This is a genomic window from Pseudorhodoferax sp. LjRoot39 (genome assembly GCF_964253035.1).
Classification (GTDB): domain Bacteria; phylum Pseudomonadota; class Gammaproteobacteria; order Burkholderiales; family Burkholderiaceae_C; genus Pseudorhodoferax.
This window is the reverse complement of record NZ_CAXUQL020000001.1, coordinates 1,813,531-1,829,944: the sequence shown is the minus strand read 5'-3', so window position 1 is coordinate 1,829,944 and position 16,414 is coordinate 1,813,531. Positions and strand designations below refer to the sequence as shown.

Annotated in this window: 14 protein-coding genes and 1 pseudogene; 8 read left to right on the top strand and 7 right to left on the bottom strand. The window is 71.4% G+C overall.

Going from position 1 to position 16,414, the window contains the following annotated elements; all coding sequences use genetic code 11:
• Positions 1-6: 6 nt before the first annotated feature.
• On the top strand, positions 7-981 hold the full coding sequence (locus tag ACSQ4M_RS08610; RefSeq protein WP_436189167.1) for a Bug family tripartite tricarboxylate transporter substrate binding protein: 975 nt from the start codon (positions 7-9) through the stop codon (positions 979-981).
• A 109-nt stretch (positions 982-1,090) separates the two neighbouring features.
• Here ACSQ4M_RS08610 and ACSQ4M_RS08605 read toward each other — a convergent pair whose 3' ends face one another.
• Positions 1,091-1,861, bottom strand: coding sequence for a helix-turn-helix transcriptional regulator (locus tag ACSQ4M_RS08605; RefSeq protein WP_436189166.1), 771 nt, complete (start codon positions 1,859-1,861; stop codon positions 1,091-1,093).
• 90 nt (positions 1,862-1,951) lie between these two features.
• Between ACSQ4M_RS08605 and ACSQ4M_RS08600 the strand changes: the two are divergent.
• The 3 genes and pseudogenes from ACSQ4M_RS08600 to ACSQ4M_RS08590 all read left to right on the top strand — a co-directional run bounded on the left by ACSQ4M_RS08600 (position 1,952) and on the right by ACSQ4M_RS08590 (position 4,585).
• A pseudogene (locus ACSQ4M_RS08600) lies at positions 1,952-3,588 on the top strand (FAD-dependent monooxygenase).
• Complete coding sequence (locus ACSQ4M_RS08595; protein WP_436189165.1) at positions 3,585-4,370, top strand: class II aldolase/adducin family protein; 786 nt, start codon at positions 3,585-3,587, stop codon at positions 4,368-4,370. The pseudogene ACSQ4M_RS08600 and the gene ACSQ4M_RS08595 overlap by 4 nt, the downstream one beginning before the upstream one ends.
• On the top strand, positions 4,358-4,585 hold the full coding sequence (locus ACSQ4M_RS08590) for a hypothetical protein (RefSeq protein WP_436189164.1): 228 nt from the start codon (positions 4,358-4,360) through the stop codon (positions 4,583-4,585). The genes ACSQ4M_RS08595 and ACSQ4M_RS08590 overlap by 13 nt, the downstream gene beginning before the upstream one ends.
• A gap of 57 nt (positions 4,586-4,642) precedes the next feature.
• Here ACSQ4M_RS08590 and ACSQ4M_RS08585 read toward each other — a convergent pair whose 3' ends face one another.
• The 4 genes from ACSQ4M_RS08585 to ACSQ4M_RS08570 are packed head-to-tail and all read right to left on the bottom strand — an operon-like array spanning position 4,643 to position 9,662.
• Positions 4,643-5,569, bottom strand: a complete 927-nt coding sequence (locus ACSQ4M_RS08585; protein ID WP_436189163.1) for a LysR substrate-binding domain-containing protein — start codon at positions 5,567-5,569, stop codon at positions 4,643-4,645.
• A gap of 49 nt (positions 5,570-5,618) precedes the next feature.
• Entirely contained in the window at positions 5,619-6,623 is a 1,005-nt protein-coding gene (locus ACSQ4M_RS08580) for a Bug family tripartite tricarboxylate transporter substrate binding protein (RefSeq protein ID WP_436189162.1), read from the bottom strand.
• Between the two features lie 48 nt (positions 6,624-6,671).
• Positions 6,672-8,144: an FAD-dependent oxidoreductase gene (locus ACSQ4M_RS08575; RefSeq protein ID WP_436189161.1), complete on the bottom strand. Its 1,473-nt coding sequence runs from the start codon at positions 8,142-8,144 to the stop codon at positions 6,672-6,674.
• Between the two features lie 39 nt (positions 8,145-8,183).
• Entirely contained in the window at positions 8,184-9,662 is a 1,479-nt protein-coding gene (locus ACSQ4M_RS08570) for an aldehyde dehydrogenase (protein WP_436189160.1), read from the bottom strand.
• Between the two features lie 265 nt (positions 9,663-9,927).
• Between ACSQ4M_RS08570 and ACSQ4M_RS08565 the strand changes: the two genes are divergently transcribed.
• Entirely contained in the window at positions 9,928-11,190 is a 1,263-nt protein-coding gene (locus ACSQ4M_RS08565; protein WP_436189159.1) for a putative Na+/H+ antiporter, read from the top strand.
• Between the two features lies 1 nt (position 11,191).
• Here the strand turns inward: ACSQ4M_RS08565 and ACSQ4M_RS08560 are convergent, their stop codons facing one another.
• Positions 11,192-12,289, bottom strand: a complete 1,098-nt coding sequence (locus tag ACSQ4M_RS08560; protein ID WP_436189158.1) for a DNA glycosylase AlkZ-like family protein — start codon at positions 12,287-12,289, stop codon at positions 11,192-11,194.
• Between the two features lie 50 nt (positions 12,290-12,339).
• Between ACSQ4M_RS08560 and ACSQ4M_RS08555 the strand changes: the two genes are divergently transcribed.
• The 3 genes from ACSQ4M_RS08555 to ACSQ4M_RS08545 all read left to right on the top strand — a co-directional run bounded on the left by ACSQ4M_RS08555 (position 12,340) and on the right by ACSQ4M_RS08545 (position 15,687).
• Entirely contained in the window at positions 12,340-13,524 is a 1,185-nt protein-coding gene (locus ACSQ4M_RS08555; protein WP_436189157.1) for an amylo-alpha-1,6-glucosidase, read from the top strand.
• A gap of 275 nt (positions 13,525-13,799) precedes the next feature.
• Positions 13,800-14,219, top strand: a complete 420-nt coding sequence (locus tag ACSQ4M_RS08550) for a YgiW/YdeI family stress tolerance OB fold protein (RefSeq protein WP_436189156.1) — start codon at positions 13,800-13,802, stop codon at positions 14,217-14,219.
• Between the two features lie 28 nt (positions 14,220-14,247).
• Positions 14,248-15,687, top strand: coding sequence for an amidase (locus ACSQ4M_RS08545; protein WP_436189155.1), 1,440 nt, complete (start codon positions 14,248-14,250; stop codon positions 15,685-15,687).
• Between the two features lie 9 nt (positions 15,688-15,696).
• Here the strand turns inward: ACSQ4M_RS08545 and ACSQ4M_RS08540 are convergent, their stop codons facing one another.
• On the bottom strand, positions 15,697-16,344 hold the full coding sequence (locus ACSQ4M_RS08540) for a helix-turn-helix transcriptional regulator (RefSeq protein WP_436189154.1): 648 nt from the start codon (positions 16,342-16,344) through the stop codon (positions 15,697-15,699).
• Positions 16,345-16,414: the final 70 nt, after the last annotated feature.

Sequence of the window (16,414 nt, the reverse complement as noted above, 5' to 3'; positions counted from 1 at the left end):
ACCCGCATGCAACGTTGCGAACTCCTGCGCGCCGGCGCGGCCGCGCTCGGCCTGGCGCTGCTGCCCGGCCGGCCGCGCGCCAGCCGCTATCCCAGCCGCCCGGTCCGGCTGCTGGTGGGCTTTCCCGCGGGCTCGGCCAGCGATGCGCGGGCGCGCCTGGCGGCCCAGCATCTCGGCGCTGCGTTGCAGCAGCCTTTCGTCGTCGAGAACCTGCCCGGCAATGCCGCGACGCTGGCCGCCAGCCTGGCCCTGCGCGCCGAAGCCGACGGCCACACGCTGCTGGTGTCGTCGCACGGGCCGCTGGTCATCGCGCCGCTGGTCAACCCGAACGTGAAGCTGGACCCCGCACGCGCGTTCGCCACGCTGGGCCTGCTGTCCAACGGCGGCTACGTGCTGCTGGTCCGGGCCGATGCACCCTACCGCAGCGTCGCCGACCTGGTGGCCGCGGCCCGGGCCCGGCCCGGCAAGCTGAGCTATTCGTCCAGCGGCACCGGCAGCGGCAACCACCTGCTCATGGAGATGCTCAAGCAGGCCACCGGCACCGACCTGCTGCACGTGCCGTACAAGGGCGCGAGCCCCTCGCTCACCGACCTGGCCGGCGGCATCGTCGATGCCAGCTTCGAAACCTGGATCCCGGCCGCGCCGCTGGTGGAGGCCGGCAAGCTGCGGCCGCTGGCCGTCACCGCGGCGCAGCGCGAGGCCTTCCTGCCCAGAACGCCGACGCTGGCCGAGGCCGGCCTTCCGGAAGTCAACGGCGACTTCTGGATCGGCCTGTTCGCACCGGCGGCCACGCCGCAGCCTGTGCGGGCCCTGCTCGCGCAGGCCACGCGCCGCATGCTCGCGCAGCCGGAGTACCAGGCCGCCGTGCAGCAGGCGGGCTCGGGCGTCAAGCTGCTCGACGATGCGGAACTGGCGGACTTCCTGCCGCGGGAGATCGCGCGCTGGCGGCCGGTGCTGCAGCGCCTGAAGCTGGCGGCGTAGCGGGGCCCGCCAAGACCTGCGACCTCTGCGACGCCTGCGCCGATGCGCAGTTCTGCCTGCTGGCGCTGCACGGCCACGGCCCACACCGGCGCCTCGCCCCAGACCTTGGTCAGGTTCGACCGCGCAGCAGGTCCTTGACCGAGCGCAGGCCGAGCCGCTTGAACGCGCGGTACTGCAGCGTGCGCACCGTGCTCAGCGCCACGCCCAGGTCCAGCGCCGCCTCCTTGGCCGTGCGGCCGGCCGCGAGCCGGTCCAGCACCTCGCGCTCGCGCGGGCTCAGGCGCAGCAGCGCGCCCGCCAGCCCGGCCGCCACGGGGGCGCCGGCCGCCACCACGCGGCCATGCGCGGCCGTGGCCTCGGCCAGCAGCGCCGCGTGCGCCTCCAGCAGCGCGAAATCCGCCGCCGCGAACGCCGGCTGCGCGAGGCTGCGGTAGCAACTGATGGCCGCACGCTGCCCGCTCGGCGAGAGCACCAGCACCGAGGCACGTTCGCGGATGCCCACCTCGGTGTAGCAGGCCGCGCGGTAGGCCGCGTCGGCCAGCTCGTCGCCGCGGTGGTGGCCCAGCCACAGCTGGGCGCGCTCCGGCCGCTTGCGCGCGGCCAGCCAGACCAGCATGGGATCGACGCGGTCGAAGCGCTCGGCCACGTAGCGGCCGGCCGTGCGCTCGGCCGTGTCGCCATAGCTGCTGGCGGCCGACACGGTCTCGATGCGGCCGCTCGCGCCCACCGCGAACACGGTGCAGAAGGTCACGGGCAGCAGCTCCTGCAGGGCCGCCAGGTAGTGCGCCGCGAGCCGCGCCGTGCCCACGCCGGCCAGCACGCCGCCGACCACGCGGGCGGCCAGCGCCCGGTCGGAAAGGGGGATGCGCCAGCGTTGCATGGGGTTTGTCCTTGTCATTAGAAGTTACTACACACGGCGCCGGAGCGGCTCCTGACAATCCCGGCATCGCGCAGAACCGAGGAGACAGACATGCCCGCGCTCGAACCCCCGCCGCCATCTGTCGGCGCCTTTCACTACACGCGCCATTCGCCGCAGCTGCCCCCGCTGCGGGACGGCCGGGAAACCCGCCGCCACGCCGTGGCCATTGCCGGCGGCGGCCCGGTCGGCATGGCCCTGGCGCTGGGCCTGGCCATGCAGGGCGTGGCCAGCGTGCTGCTGGAGGCCGACGACACGGTCTGCGTGGGCAGCCGTGCGATCTGCGTCTCGCGCCGCAGCCTGCAGATCCTGCAGCGCCTGGATGCGCTCGACGCCTTCCTGGCCAAGGGCCTGCCCTGGACGGCCGGGCGCAGCTTCTACCAGACCACCGAGGTGCTGCGCTTCGCCATGCCGCACGACGCCAGCCAGAAGCTGCCGCCGATGCTGAACCTGGCGCAGTACGACATCGAACAGTTCCTGCTCGACGCGATCGCGCGCTGCAACGCTGCCACGCCCGGCCTGATCGACCTGCGCTGGGGCACCGCGCTGACCGGCTTTGCGCAGCAGGCCGATCGCGTGCAGCTGCAGGCCAGCAATGCGCTGGGCGACTACGCGCTCGCCGCCGACTGGCTGGTGGCCTGCGACGGCGGCCAGAGCTTCGTGCGCAAGGCCCTGGGCCTGGAGCTGCACGGCGCCGCCTACGCGGGCCGCTACGTGATCATCGACATCGAACTGCCGAGCCGGCACCCGGTCGAGCGCCGCGCCTGGTTCGACCCGCCTTGGCACCGCGGCGGCACCGTGCTGATGCATCCGCAGCCCGACGACATCTGGCGCATCGACTACCAGCTGCGCGCCGGCCAGAGCACCGAGGACGCGCTCACGCCGGCCGCCGTGCAGGCCTTCGTGCAGCGCCACCTGGACGCCATCGGCGAAGGCCACCTGCCCTGGAAGCCGGTCTGGACCTCGGTCTACCGCGCCGGCGCGATGACGCTGGAGAGCTACCGCCACGGCCGCGTGCTGTTCGCCGGCAACGCCGCCCACGCCATGCCGATCTTCGGCGTGCGCGGTCTCAACTCGGGCTTCGACGACGCCGACAACCTGGCCTGGAAACTGGCCCGGGTGGCGCAGGGCAAGGCCGGCACCGCACTGTTGGACAGCTACTCGCAGGAACGCATCGCCGCCTTCCACACCAATGCCGAGAGCGCCATGCGCAGCACCGAGTTCATGTCGCCGCCCTCGCGCGGCTTCGACCTGCTGCGCGAGGCCGCGCTGTCGCTGGCCGAACGGCACCGCGGCATCGCGGCATCGCCCAGCTGATCAACCCGCGCCAGACCGAGGCCGTGCGCTATGCGGACTCGCCGCTGTCCATGCCGGATGCCCACGACCTCGCCGGCCCGCTGCCCGGCGAGGTGCTGGCCGACCGGCCGCTGCCCGGCGGCGGCCACCTGCTGGACCACACCGGCCCGGGCTTCGCCCTGCTGTGCCGGCCCGCGCACACCGCGGCGCTCGCCGACAACGCCGACGCGCTGTCGCTGGCGCTGCTGCCGCTGCAGAGCGACGATGGCGCCACGCTGCTGCTGCGCCCCGACGGCCATGTGGCCGCGCGCTGGCCCGGCCTGCCGCCGGCCGGGGCGCTGGCCCGCGCACTCGCACGCGCCACCTGCATCCACCACGAGGAGACCACCGCATGAACACCGTCCACGACCCGCTTCCCGCCGCGCTGGCGGCCTGCCCGCACGGAATCGCGCCCACCGAATGGCAGGCCCGGCTGCAGTTGGCGGCCTGCTACCGCATCTTCGACTTCTGGGGCTGGAGCGAAGGCATCTACAACCACATCTCTCTGCGCGTGCCGGGGCCCGAGCACCATTTCCTGCTCAATCCCTTCGGCCTGCACTACAGCGAGGTCACGGCCTCGAACCTCGTCAAGGTCGACCTGGACGGTCGCCTGCTCAGCGACAGCCCCTGGCCCATCAACCCGGCCGGCTTCACGCCGCATGCCACGCTGCACCGCCACCTGGCGGGCGCGCACTGCGTGATGCACACCCACACCACGGCCGGCATGGCGGTGGCCTGCAGCGCCCAGGGCCTGGAGACCACGAACTTCTACGCGGCCCAGCTCAGCGACCGCGTGGCGTACCACGACTTCGAGGGCATCACGCTGCATGCCGACGAGGGCCCGCGCCTGCTGGCCAGCGTGGGCCAGCGGCAGGCGGTGATCCTGCGCAACCACGGCCTCCTGGTCTGGAGCGAGACGCTGCCCAAGGCGCTGTACACGCTGTGGGCGCTGCAACGCGCCTGCGAGGTGCAGGTGGCCGGCGCGGCGCTGGGCCCGCGCCAGCCCATCGCCGAGGCCGTGCGCCAGGGCTGCGTGGAGGACGCGCGCCGCTTCCTGGGCGGCGCCGCCATGGGCCAGGACCTGTTCGCCGCGATGCTGCGGCGCATCGACCGGCTGGACCCGTCATGGAAGCAGTGAACGCCCTGCCCGCAGACGCGCGCGACCGCCTCTACGCGGCCTGCGCCCACGCCATCACCGAAGCCGGCGCTGCGCGCGAGGCCCTGTTCCTGGCGCGGCTGGCGCTGCTGCTCATGGAGCAGGTGGGAGACGAGGCGCGTTGCCGCGAGGCGCTCGCCGAGGCCCTGTCCCGCCTGCCCCTGCCATCGCTGTCCAGCAACGAAGATGGGAACTGAGCCCCGCGGCCCATGTCCACGGCTGCGGGCAGCCGATGCGCCGGCCCGCGCCCCGCACTACGGCGCGCCGCCGCGGTCTTCTGCCAGCTCTGCGCTGAATGCTGCGGCCTGGGCAACGACCCAGGATTCGAACGCCGCCACCACGGACGAGACCGGGCGGTGGCTGGGGTAGAACAGGCAGTAGCGTTTCTCGTGGCGGATGGGCAGGTCCAGCGGGATGGCCAGCTCGCCCCGGCGCACATCGTCCTGGATGTAGAAGCGCGGCACCAGGCCGGCACCGAGCCCGGCCTTGGCGGCATCGATCACGGTGGAGTAGAGCTCGAAGCGCATCGTCGGCACCACGCTGCCCGGCGTGCAGCCCGCCAGCGCGAACCAGCGTTGCCAGGCTTCCGGACGCGAGCGCTTGACCAGGAGCGGCACCTCCGCGAGGCGCCCCGGATCGTGCAGGATGCGCACGTCGTGGTGGCGCGGACTCACGACCGGCACCACCTCCTCGTCGAACAGGTGGACCTTGTGCACGCCTTCCCAGGAACCGTCGTCGAAGTGCAGCGCCGCATCGAAGGGCGTGCCACGGAACAGGAAAGGGTCGGCACGTTCCCCGATGTTGACGGAGATGCGCGGATGCGCGGCCCGGAACGCGTGCAGGCGCGGCAGCAGCCAGCGGGCGGCGAACGTCGGAATGACCGCCAGCTCCAGCACACCGCCGCCGTTCCTGCTGTTCATGAGGGCCAGGGTCTGGGCCTCCATCTCGTCCAGGCCCGGCCGGATGGCGGCAGCGTAGCGGCTGCCGAGCTCGGTGAGCTCGACCTGCTTCTTCTCGCGGCTGAACAGGCGCACGCCCACATAGTTCTCCAGCGTCGCGATCTGGCGGCTCACGGCGCTCTCGGTCATGTACAGCTCGGCCGCGGCGCGGGCAAAGCTGCCATGCCGGGCCGCGGCCTCGAAGACGGACAACGCGATCGTGCTGGGGATCTTGCGCTTCATGCGGCCGGATTGTCGCGCCGCGCGCAGCCCCGCAGCGGGCCGCCGACGCTCAATCCACCGACTGGATGTTCGCCGCGCGGACGACGCTCCCCCAGCGCGCGTACTCCGCCTGGATGAATGCGCCGAAGTTCTCCGGCGCGATGTGGGTGGCCGTGTAGCCCATCTCCGCCATGCGCGCGCCCACGCGCGGGTCGGCGGCCGCCGCGACCAGTTGCGCCCGCAGGGCCTCGACCACGGCGGCCGGTGTCTTCGGCGGCGCCAGCACGCCGAACCAGGTGTCCGCATCCACGGCGTAGCCCTTTTCGGCGAGCGTGGGCACGCCCTGGATGCCCGCGAAGCGCTGAGGCGAGGCGATGGCGTACAGCTTGAGCTTGCTCTGGCTCGCCATGGCCAGCGGCGTGGGCACGAAGCCGTACTCCACGTCGCCGGCCATGACCGCATTGAGCACGGGCGCGGCACCGCCGTACGGCACCGGCAGGGCCTGGAATCCCGGCACCTTCGAGCGCAGCAGTTCCATCGCCATCTGCGAGGTGCTGCCCGGCCCCCAGTGGGCGTACGTGACCTCCTTGGCCTTGGCCCGCGCGATGACCTCTTCCAGATCCTTCGCGCTGTTGTCGGCACGCGAAGCCAGCACGAAGCCCATCTTCGCGATCAGCGCCACCGGCGCGAACTGGGCCGGGTCGAACTTGACCGCGTTCCTGTAGACATGCGGCGCGATCGAGATGAAGTCGGCCGCAGCGAACAGCAGGCTCTGTCCGTCCGGGTGGGCGCCGTAGACCAGGTTGGTGCCCAGGATGCCGTTCACGCCCGGACGGTTCTCGATCACGATGGGTTGCCCCAGCGCATTGCCGACCTGGCTGGACACCAGGCGCGCCAGCACGTCCGTGCCGCCGCCCGCGGCATAGGGCACGGTCATCTTGACGGGGCCCGCGGGCACCCACTTCGCGGCGGTCTGCGCCCAGGCGGCACCGGACAGGCCGGCGGCAGCGCTGCAGGCCATGGCCTTGAGCGCTGCGCGGCGCGTGGTGGCCTGGATGTGGTCGGGAATGTTCATGGAGTCTCCTTGTGCATTTCTTCGTGTTCCGAACAAACAGCGCCGCGCTCAGCCGAACGACGTCGCGGCCTGCTCCCCTGCGATCTTTCCGAAGACCGCGCCGCGCAACACGGAGGTCGCGCCCGTGTAGACCTGGTGGTACAAGCCGGTGGCTTCGCCGGCCGCGTACAGGCCGGGAACGGGGCGCCCGTCGGCATCGACGACCTGGGCCTGGCTGTCGGTCTTGATGCCGCCGTAGGTGAAGCAGATGCCGGCCATGATCGGATAGGCCAGGTAGGGGCCCTGGCCGATCGGGCGGGCCCAGTGGGACTTGGGCGGCTCCAGGCCCTGGGTGCTCAAACCGTCCGGCCGCAGCGGGCTGAATTCGCCAGCGCCGCATGCCGCGTTGTAGGCCTGCACGGTGCGCTCCAAACCGGCGACGCAGATGCCGCAGGCCTGCGCCAGGGCCGCGATGCTGTCGGCCTGGATCGGCGGCTGGTCCGTGCGGATGCTGCGCTTCCAGTTCGGCACGTCGTGGATGCGCTGGTCGAACACCACCCAGGCGATGCCGTCGGGCTCGTCCTTGATCGCGCGCGCGATGTGGTCGTAGTGCACATCCACCGGGCCGGGGGCCTCGTCGGTGAAGCGGCGGCCCTGCCGGTTCACGAGGATGCCGTAGGGAAAGTTCATGACCAGCGCCTCGGGCGCCGGCGAGCGCGGATCCAGTGGCTCGGCATGGAAGGAGCTGAAGTCGCCGGCCGGTGCCGCGCCGAGTTCCAACGCCAGCCGGATGCCCTCGCCCTTGTTGTAGTAGCCCCCGCGCGCCACGGGGCGCAGGTAGCGTGCGGTGGGCCCGATGTAGCGGGCCATCATCTCCGGATTGCCCTCGAACCCGCCCGACGCGACGACGACCGCGCGCGCACGCAGCGTGATGGCCGAGCCTGCCACCACCCCTGCGGCCACGCCCACGCGCAGCCAGCCTTCGGCATCGCGCCGGGAGAGCGACAGCGCGGTGGTGTGGAAATGCAGGGCCACGCCCTGCGCGCGCGCGTGCGCCTGCAGCACCTCGATCATCGCGAGGCCGCCGCCCACGGGCATCAGGCGCGGCGCGGCCGCCGTGACGAAATAGGTGGGCAAGGCCGCGAAGCGGATGCCGTAGCCCTTGAGCCACTGCACCGTGGGGCCCGCACCGCCCGAGAGCGTGGCGACCAGCTCCGGATCCGGCATGCCGTGGGCCTTCACGTAACCCGGCCACTGCGCATACGGGCCCGCGGCCTCGGCCACCACGTTCGGGTCGATGTGGTGCCCTGCGTTGGCGACCAGCAGTTCCTCGAAGTCGTCGCTGACCTCATGCTCGCTCTTCATGCGCAGGTAGGACTCGGTCCAGCGCGTGTTGCCCCCGAACTCCCCGGGCGGCGAGCGCTCCAGCACCGCCACGTGCGCACCGCGGTCCGCCGCGGCGCAGGCCGCGGACAGGCCGGCGATGCCGCTGCCGATGACGAGCACGTCGTACGCCGTGCCGTCCGTTGGAATCTGATCCATGGTGTCTCCGCTCCCTCCTGGTGGCGTCGTTCTGTCGTATCAGTACTTGCGGATGAAGGGATCGGGCATCTGCAGGTCGCTGGAGATCCAGACGCTCTTGACCTCCAGGAACTCCTTGACCGCCTCCACGCCGCCCTCGCGGCCCAGGCCGCTGTTCTTGAAGCCGCCGAAAGGCGTCGTGAAGCTCGTGGAGCGGTAGTTGTTGACCCACACCGTGCCGGCGCGCAGCCGCTCCGACATGTGCATCGCCCGGTGCAGGCTCTGCGTCCAGACGCCCGCCGCGAGGCCGAAGCGGATGTCGTTGCCGATCCGCACGGCGTCCTCCTCGTCCTTGAAGGGGATCACGGACAGCACCGGCCCGAACACCTCTTCCTGCGCGATGCGCATGCCGTTGTGCACGCCCGTGAAGATCGTCGGCTCGACAAACTGCCCCGCACCGTAGCCCGGGCCCGAACGGGCGCGCCCGCCCTGCACGCAGTGGGCGCCTTCGGCCTTGGCGATCGCGATGTAGTCCATGACCTTGTCGAACTGCGGACGCGTGGCCACCGGCCCCATCTGCACGCCCGGCTCGGCGGGATTGCCCAGGCGGGCGTCCTTGCAGATGTCGAGCAGGCGCTCGATGAAGCTGTCGTGGATGCCCTCCTGCAGCAGCAGCCGCGAGCCGGCCATGCAGGTCTGCCCGCCGGCCGAGAAGATGCCGGTGATCACGCCATTGGCCGCATTGGCCAGGTCGGCATCGTCGAACACGATGTTGGGCGACTTGCCACCCAGCTCCAGCGTGCAGCGCTTCAGATGCTGCGCCGCCTGCACGGCCACCCTGCGTCCGCCCTCGTCGCCGCCGGTGAACGCGACCACGCCCACGGCGGGGTGCGCAACCAGGGGCTCGCCCACCTCCTTGCCGAAGCCGGTCACCACGTTGAACACGCCCGCCGGGAACCCCGCCTGCTCGAACAAGCGGGCCAGCAGGAACATGGACACCGAGGTGTGCTCGGAGGGCTTGGCGACGATGGTGTTGCCGGCGCACAGCGCAGGGGCCACCTTCCATGCCGTGAGCAGCAGCGAGGAGTTCCAGGGCGTGATGGTGGCGACCACGCCCACGGGCTCGTAGCGCGTGTAGTTGAAGACCTTGGGCTTGTCGATCGGCACCACCGCGCCCTGGATCTTGTCGGCCAGGCCGCCGTAGTAATGGAAATACTTGGCGGTGTAGCGGACCTGGCCCAGCACCTCGCCCAGCAGCTTGCCGTTGTCCCGGCTCTCGGCCGCAGCCAGCTGTTCCGCGTTCTGCTCGATCAGCTGCGCAAGCCGCACCAGCAGCATGCCGCGCTCGGTGGCCGACAGGCGGCTCCAGGGCCCGTGGAACGCGTCCTCTGCGGCGCGGCAGGCGCGGTCGACGTCACGCGCATTGCCCTGCGCGACGCGCGCCCAGGGCTCTCCGGAGAACGGGTCCAGCGCATCGAAGTAGTTGCCGGAGTCGGGCTCGACCCACTGGTTGTTGATGAAAAGTTGGTATTGGTCCATGGTGTCCGCCTTGTGTCTTGTCCGGTGCAGTCCGGCGCCGCGGGCCAGTATCTGGCGGACGCTGCGCGCGGAAAACCGAGAAGTTCGAAAGTGACACTTGCGGTCTTGGAAAGATCGCGCGGGTCCGACAGCGACGCTGGGCCCTGGTCCATTCCAAGGGCTTGGCCTACATCCGTAGAATCCGCGCCGGGTGGGTGCCGCGGGGGCATTCCAGGTTGTTGCGCAGGTCGGGCCGCCGCGCGGTTCGTCTACGACCGGGAAACCCATGTCCGACCCCACGATCCAGTGGATCGCCGCCGCGCTGTTCGCCATCGCGCTGGCCCACACCTTCGCCGCCAAGCAGTTCGAACGGCTGTCCCACCGCTTTCCGCGCCATGCCGGCCTGTTCCATCTGCTCGGCGAGATCGAAGTCGTGTTCGGCTTCTGGGCCATGGTGCTCATCGTCGCACTGGCCTTTTTCGCAGGCGGCCCGCAGGCCCTGGAGTACGCCGAGTCGCGCAACTACACCGAGCCGCTCTTCGTCTTCGTCGTGATGGTCATGGCCGCCTCGCGGCCGGTGTTGCGCACGGTCATGTCGCTGGTCAATGTGACGGCACGCGTCGTCCCGGTGCCAACACCTCTGGCAACCGCGTGGCTGGGCCTGGCGGCCGTGCCGCTGTTCGGCTCGTTGATCACCGAGCCGGCGGCCATGACGATCGCCGCCCTCATGCTGGCGCCGCAGATCTTCCGCCGCGATGTGCCCGAGGGCGTGAAGTACGTGGCGCTGGGCGTGCTGTTCGTCAACGTGTCCATCGGCGGCACGCTGACCTCCTACGCTGCACCGCCGGTGCTGATGGTGGCCGCCACCTGGCAGTGGGACAGCTATTTCATGCTGATGAACTTCGGCTGGAAATCTGCGCTGGCCGTGATCGTGAATGCCAGCCTGGCCACCTTCGTGCTGCGCCGCCACCTGCGGCCCGCGCCACCCGCGCACGAGGACGACCCGGCCGAAGCCCGCGTGCCGCTCACGGTCGTGGCCGTGCACCTGGTCCTGCTCGCCGGTGTGGTGCTGTTCGCACACCACCCCGTCATCTTCCTGGGCCTGTTCCTGATGTTCATGGGCTACACCCAGGCCTACGGCACGCACCAGAGCCCGCTGATCCTCAAGGAGGCGCTGCTGGTCGGCTTCTTCCTGGCCGGCCTGGTGGTGCTGGGCGGCTTGCAGCAGTGGTGGCTGCAGCCCATCGTCTCGGGGCTGGAACCCCTGGCCCTGTTCTTCGGTGCACTGGGCCTCACGGCCGTCACCGACAACGCGGCGCTGACCTACCTGGGCTCGCTGATCGAGGGCATGTCCGACCAGGCCAAGTACATGCTGATGGCCGGGGCCGTGGCAGGCGGCGGCCTCACCGTGATCGCCAATGCGCCCAATCCGGCCGGCGTGGCGCTGCTCAAGCGCGGCTTCGCGGACGAGACCGTCAGCATCGGCGCGCTGCTGCTCGGCGCACTGGCACCGACAGCGGTGGCTGCGGCAGCCCTCCTGCTGCTGTGAATCACAGGCCGAGAAAGACGCGCACGCGGTCGAGTTCCTCGTCCAGCCCGGCGCGGAACGACGCGGAGCGCGGCGGCTTGCCGGCCACGTAGCCGAACTGCGCCGACAGCGCGCCATCCACAACCGCCAGGTTGCCCCAGCCGATGACCTGCTCGTGCCAGAGCAGGGGCAGCGCGTAGTAGCCGAGCTGGCGGCGCGGCGCCGGCGTGTAGGCCTCGAAGCGGTAGGCCCAGCCCCAGAACAGTTCGAAGCGGCGCCGGTCCCAGACCACGGGATCGAAAGGCGTGAGCAGGCGCACGCCTTCGTCGGTGCGCCAGCGCGCCGCGGCCGGGTTCTCGGCAACCGGCCAGTACCAGTCGACACCGTCGACGCGCGCGCGGGCCAGCCGAAGCCGGGCCCGGGCCAGCGCCGCAGCGCGCCCGGCCGCCCACTGCGGCGCGCCGCCGCGCAGCAGCAGGCTCAGCAGCTGGCCCAGGCTGGCGGCCGGCAGCGGCGCGTACTTGGCCACCACCAGGTCGACCAGGGCATCGATGCGCGCGTCGGTGGCCTGGGCATCGTCGTCCGGCAGGCCGGCTGCGCGCACGGCGTACACGCGCGTGCCGCTGTCGCGTCGCAGCACGCGCAGCAGGCCGCGGTAGTGCATGGCGTCGAGCAACTGGGTGCTCGCGTTGGAACTGCCGCCGAACCAGTTGCGCGTGCGGCCATGCGCGAACTGCGCCTCGACCTCGCGCGGGTGCACGGCGCCGCGCTCCTGCACGAAGGCCAGCACGGCGGCGGCCTGCTGCGCGCGCTCGGCCGTCCAGGCCTCGCGTGCGGTGCGCGGGTGCATGAGGTCGGCGTGCGCACGCGGCAGGAAGCCGTAGTTGACGAAGAAATCCTCCTCGATGCCGAGCCGGGCGTAGCGGCGCTCCAGCTCGCCGGCGCGGTAGTCGCGCACGCGGTGGCGCAGCGTGAGGTCCTGCGCACGCGCCGGCGCGCGGATCGGGTCGGCTTGCACGAAGCCCAGGCGGGCGATGGCGCGCGGCAGCGTGGTGGGTGTGAACAGCGTGCGCGCGATCGCATGGCGGCGCAGTTGCTCCAGGGTGGGTGCGGTCGGCATGGCGCCATCATGCCGCGGGACTTTGGGCCGTGCTTCAGAATGCGCCGACCATGACCGACCCGCACCACGACCCCGCCACGCTGCTGGCCGACTGCACCCGGGCCTCGCTGGCCCTGCTCGAGGCCAACTGCACGCCGCACGGCATCCTGGCGGCCAGCCGCACGCAGGCGGCCGAGGCCCGCCGCTACACGCGCATCTTCGGCCGCGACGCCGCCATCTGCGTGATGGCCATGTGCGGCAGCGGCGTGCCGGCGCTGGAACGCGGCGCCGTGGCCAGCCTGGATGCCCTGGCCGCGCAACAGGCGGCCAACGGCCAGATCCCCAAGTACGTGGACCCGGACGGCTTCGATGCCGACTTCTGGTACCTGGGCTGCATCGACGCCACGCTGTGGTGGCTGATCGCCGTGGACCATGTGCGCCGCCATGGCGACGTGGGCGCCACGCACTGGCACGACGGTGTGCAGCGCGCCATCGCCTGGCTGCTGGCGCAGGAGCACCAGACCTTCCGGCTGCTGCAGCAGAACGAGGCCAGCGACTGGGCCGACATCATGCCGCGCTCGGGCTACGTGCTCTACACCAACGCGCTGTGGTTCGAGGTCAAGCGCCGCTTCGCACTGGACGATGCCGAGGCCACGTCGCACCACTTCAACCACCTGTTCAACCCGTTCCAGAGCGACCTGCCGAACTACCACCGCGCCCGCCTGCTGCGCCACTATGCGCGGCGCGGCCGGCGCGACCCTGGGCTGTACCTGTCCTTCGTGAACCTGGCCGTGGTCGGCGACGAGGGCGACGTGTTCGGCAACGTGCTGGCCATGCTCTGCGGCCTGGCCGACGCGCCCATGGCCGCGCGCATCGCCGACACCATCACGGCTGCGCAGGCCGACCAGCCCTACCCCGTGCGCGTGGTGCTGCACCCGCTCACGCGCCAGCACGCACTGTGGCGTCGCTACATGGAACGGCACCAGCAGAACCTCGTGCACCAGTACCACAACGGCGGCATCTGGCCCTTCGTCGGCGGCTTCTGGGCGATGGCATTGGCACGGCTCGGGCGCAAGGAACAGGCGCAGGGCGTGCTGTTGCGGCTGGCGCAGGCCAATGCGGCACACGGCTGGCGCTTCACCGAATGGTTCCACGGCAGGACGCTGGCGCCGCGCGGCATGCCGGGCCAGAGCTGGAACGCGGCGGGCTTCCTGCTCGCGCAGCGCATGCTCGATGGCGGGCCGGCGAGCTGGTAGCGCAGATCAGCATGCAAGGCGCTGCACCCGCAGTCCATGGAACCGGCCCGCAAGCAGGGGTTCGGAAGGCCGCGGAGCAGGCCATGCCAGCGCAGCCGCGGAACTGGCTCTGCCAGGCCGCCGGGTGCGCCCCCTTGAGGGGGGATGGGACTTCTACACGAAGTGAGAAGTCCAAACGGAGGTGGCTTCATCAGATTGCCTTCATCTGCGGCGCATCCAATGCAGCCATGCCGCGGAACGGGTCCGCGGCACATGCACCACAGGAGTTGATCACCATGCGCCACCCCATCATCACCGCCGCCATCGCCACCGCGCTGTTCGCAGGCAGCATCGCGCAAGCCCAGCCGGCCGCCGGCTACACCGGCCCCAGCACGACAGCGCAGCCGGCCCAGGCCGGCAAGCACGGCAGCTATGGCGGCCCGAGCTCGGTACAGCTGCTCACCGTCAAACAGTTGCTGGAGACCGGCAAGGACGAACAGCACGCGCGCCTGCAGGGCCGCATCGTCTCGCACGACGGCGGCGACAAGTACACCTTCGCCGACGACAGCGGCCGCATCACGGTGGAGATCGACGACGACCGCTTCCCGCCCGGCCAGAACATCGGCGCAGAGCAGCGCGTGGAGCTGGTCGGCGAGTTCGACAAGGGCCTGCGCAAGCGCGAGTTCGAGGTGGACCGCATCACGGTGTTGAACTGAGGCCCTGGGCATGCCCTATAAACCGGGCATGCCACAGAACATCCTCGACACCCAGGACGCCACCGGCCTCTCGCAGGCCCTGCACGCCGGCCAGCTGTCCTGCCGCGAACTGATGCAGGCCACGCTGGCCTGCATCGATGCGCGCAACCCGCGCTTCAACGCCATCGTGAGTCTGCGCGATCCCGAGGCCCTGCTGGCCGAGGCCGATGCGCACGACGCGCTGCTCGCGCGCGGCCAGTCCAAGGGCTGGCTGCACGGCATCCCGCAGGCCATCAAGGACCTCTCGGCCACGGCCGGCATCGCCACCACGCAGGGCTCCGCGCTGCTGGCACGCACGGTGCCGCGCGAGGACGAGCTGATGGTGTCGCGCATCAAGGCCGCGGGCGGCATCGTCATCGGCAAGACCAACACGCCCGAATTCGGCCTGGGCTCGCACACCTTCAACGACGTCTTCGGCACCACGGGCAACGCCTGGGACCCGGCGCGCTCGGCCGGCGGCAGCAGCGGCGGCGCGGCCGTGGCGCTGGCGCAGCGCATGCTTGCCGTCGCGGACGGATCGGACTTCATGGGCAGCCTGCGCAACCCGGCCGGCTGGAACCACATCTTCGGCATGCGGCCCAGCCAGGGCCGCGTACCCCAGGTGCCGGCGGCCGACGCCTGGCTTGCGCAGTTGGGCACGGCCGGCCCGATGGCGCGCACGGTGCGCGACCTCGCACGCATGCTGGACACGCAGGCCGGCCACGACCCACGCGCGCCGCTCTCGCTGGACGACGGCGCGCGCTTCGCCGAAGCGCTGGGTCAGACGGCGCAGCCTGCACGCATCGCCTGGCTCGGCGACCTGGGCGGCTACCTGCCCATGGAATCCGGCGTGCTGGACTGCTGCGAACAGGCGCTGCGCCGCCTGGCCGCCCTGGGCTGCACGGTCGAGCCCACGGCGCTCGGCACGGCGCCCGAGCCGGTCTGGGACGCCTGGCTGGTCTGGCGCCGCGTGCTCGTGGGCGCGCGCATCGCGCCGCTGATGGCGCTGCCGCAGGCGCACGAACGCATCAAGCCCGAGGCGCTGTGGGAATACGAGCAGGGCCAGGGCACCAGCGCCGCCCAGTTCATGGCCGCCAGCAGCCGGCGCACGGCCTTCTACCAGCACCTGCTGGGCCTGTTCGAGCGCCACGATGTGCTGGCCCTGCCCAGCGCCCAGGTCTGGCCCTTCGCGGCCACCGAGCGCTGGCCCACGCAGATCGCGGGCCGCCGCATGGACACCTACCACCGCTGGATGGAGGTGGTGATCTACGCCACCTTCGCGGGCCTGCCGGCCATCAGCATCCCGGCCGGCTTCGGCCCGCAAGGGCTGCCGATGGGCCTGCAGCTGATCGGCCGGCCGCGCGACGATGCCGGCGTGCTGCGCCTGGCCGCGGCCTACGAGGCGGCCGAGCAGGCGCTGCTGCGCACCGCGCCGCCGAGCCAGGGCTGACGCACCGACCTAGATCGCGCCGAGCCAGCAGGCGCGCTGGATCGCCGCCATCTTGTTGTCCGCGCCGAGCTTGGCCATGGCATTGGCCATGTGGAAGTTCACCGTGCGTTCGGAGCACGCCATGCGCTCGGCACTGGCACGCGCGGTCAAACCGTCGAAGGCCAGCCGCAGGCACTCCTCCTCGCGCCGCGTCAGCGGGCTCCAGGCCGCCACCAGCGCGCTGCGCAAGCTGGGCCAGAACCCCTGGGCCAGCAAGGCCAGCGTGGCCACCTGGCTGCGCTGGGGCAACTCGCCGGAGACGAACAGGAAGCAATCGAAGCTGCGTCCGGCCGGCAGGCCGAAGCTCACGCGCACCACCGCCTGCAAGCCCAGGGCCATCCAGGTGCTGCGCCAGTGCGCATCCACCTCGGCCTCGGGCTGGTGCAGCGGCCGCGCCAGCTGCTGCCAGGCCACGGCTGGCGTGCCGTCCCGCTGCGGAACTTCGCCGAAATCGGGGCTGCGGGCCAGCGCATAGGCCGCCTGCTGCGCGCTGAGCGGGTAGACGGCCAGCACGCGGCGCTCGGACGCCTGGCCCTGCAGCTCCGGCCCCAGCACCACGATGGCCCCCACATCCTGCGCGGAAAGCGCGTGCAACCACTCCCGCAGGAGTTCGATCAAAGAGCGACTGGCAGTTCTGACAGGTGAGCGTGGCGACATGGGAAAACCTTGCCGTGACAATACCACCGGC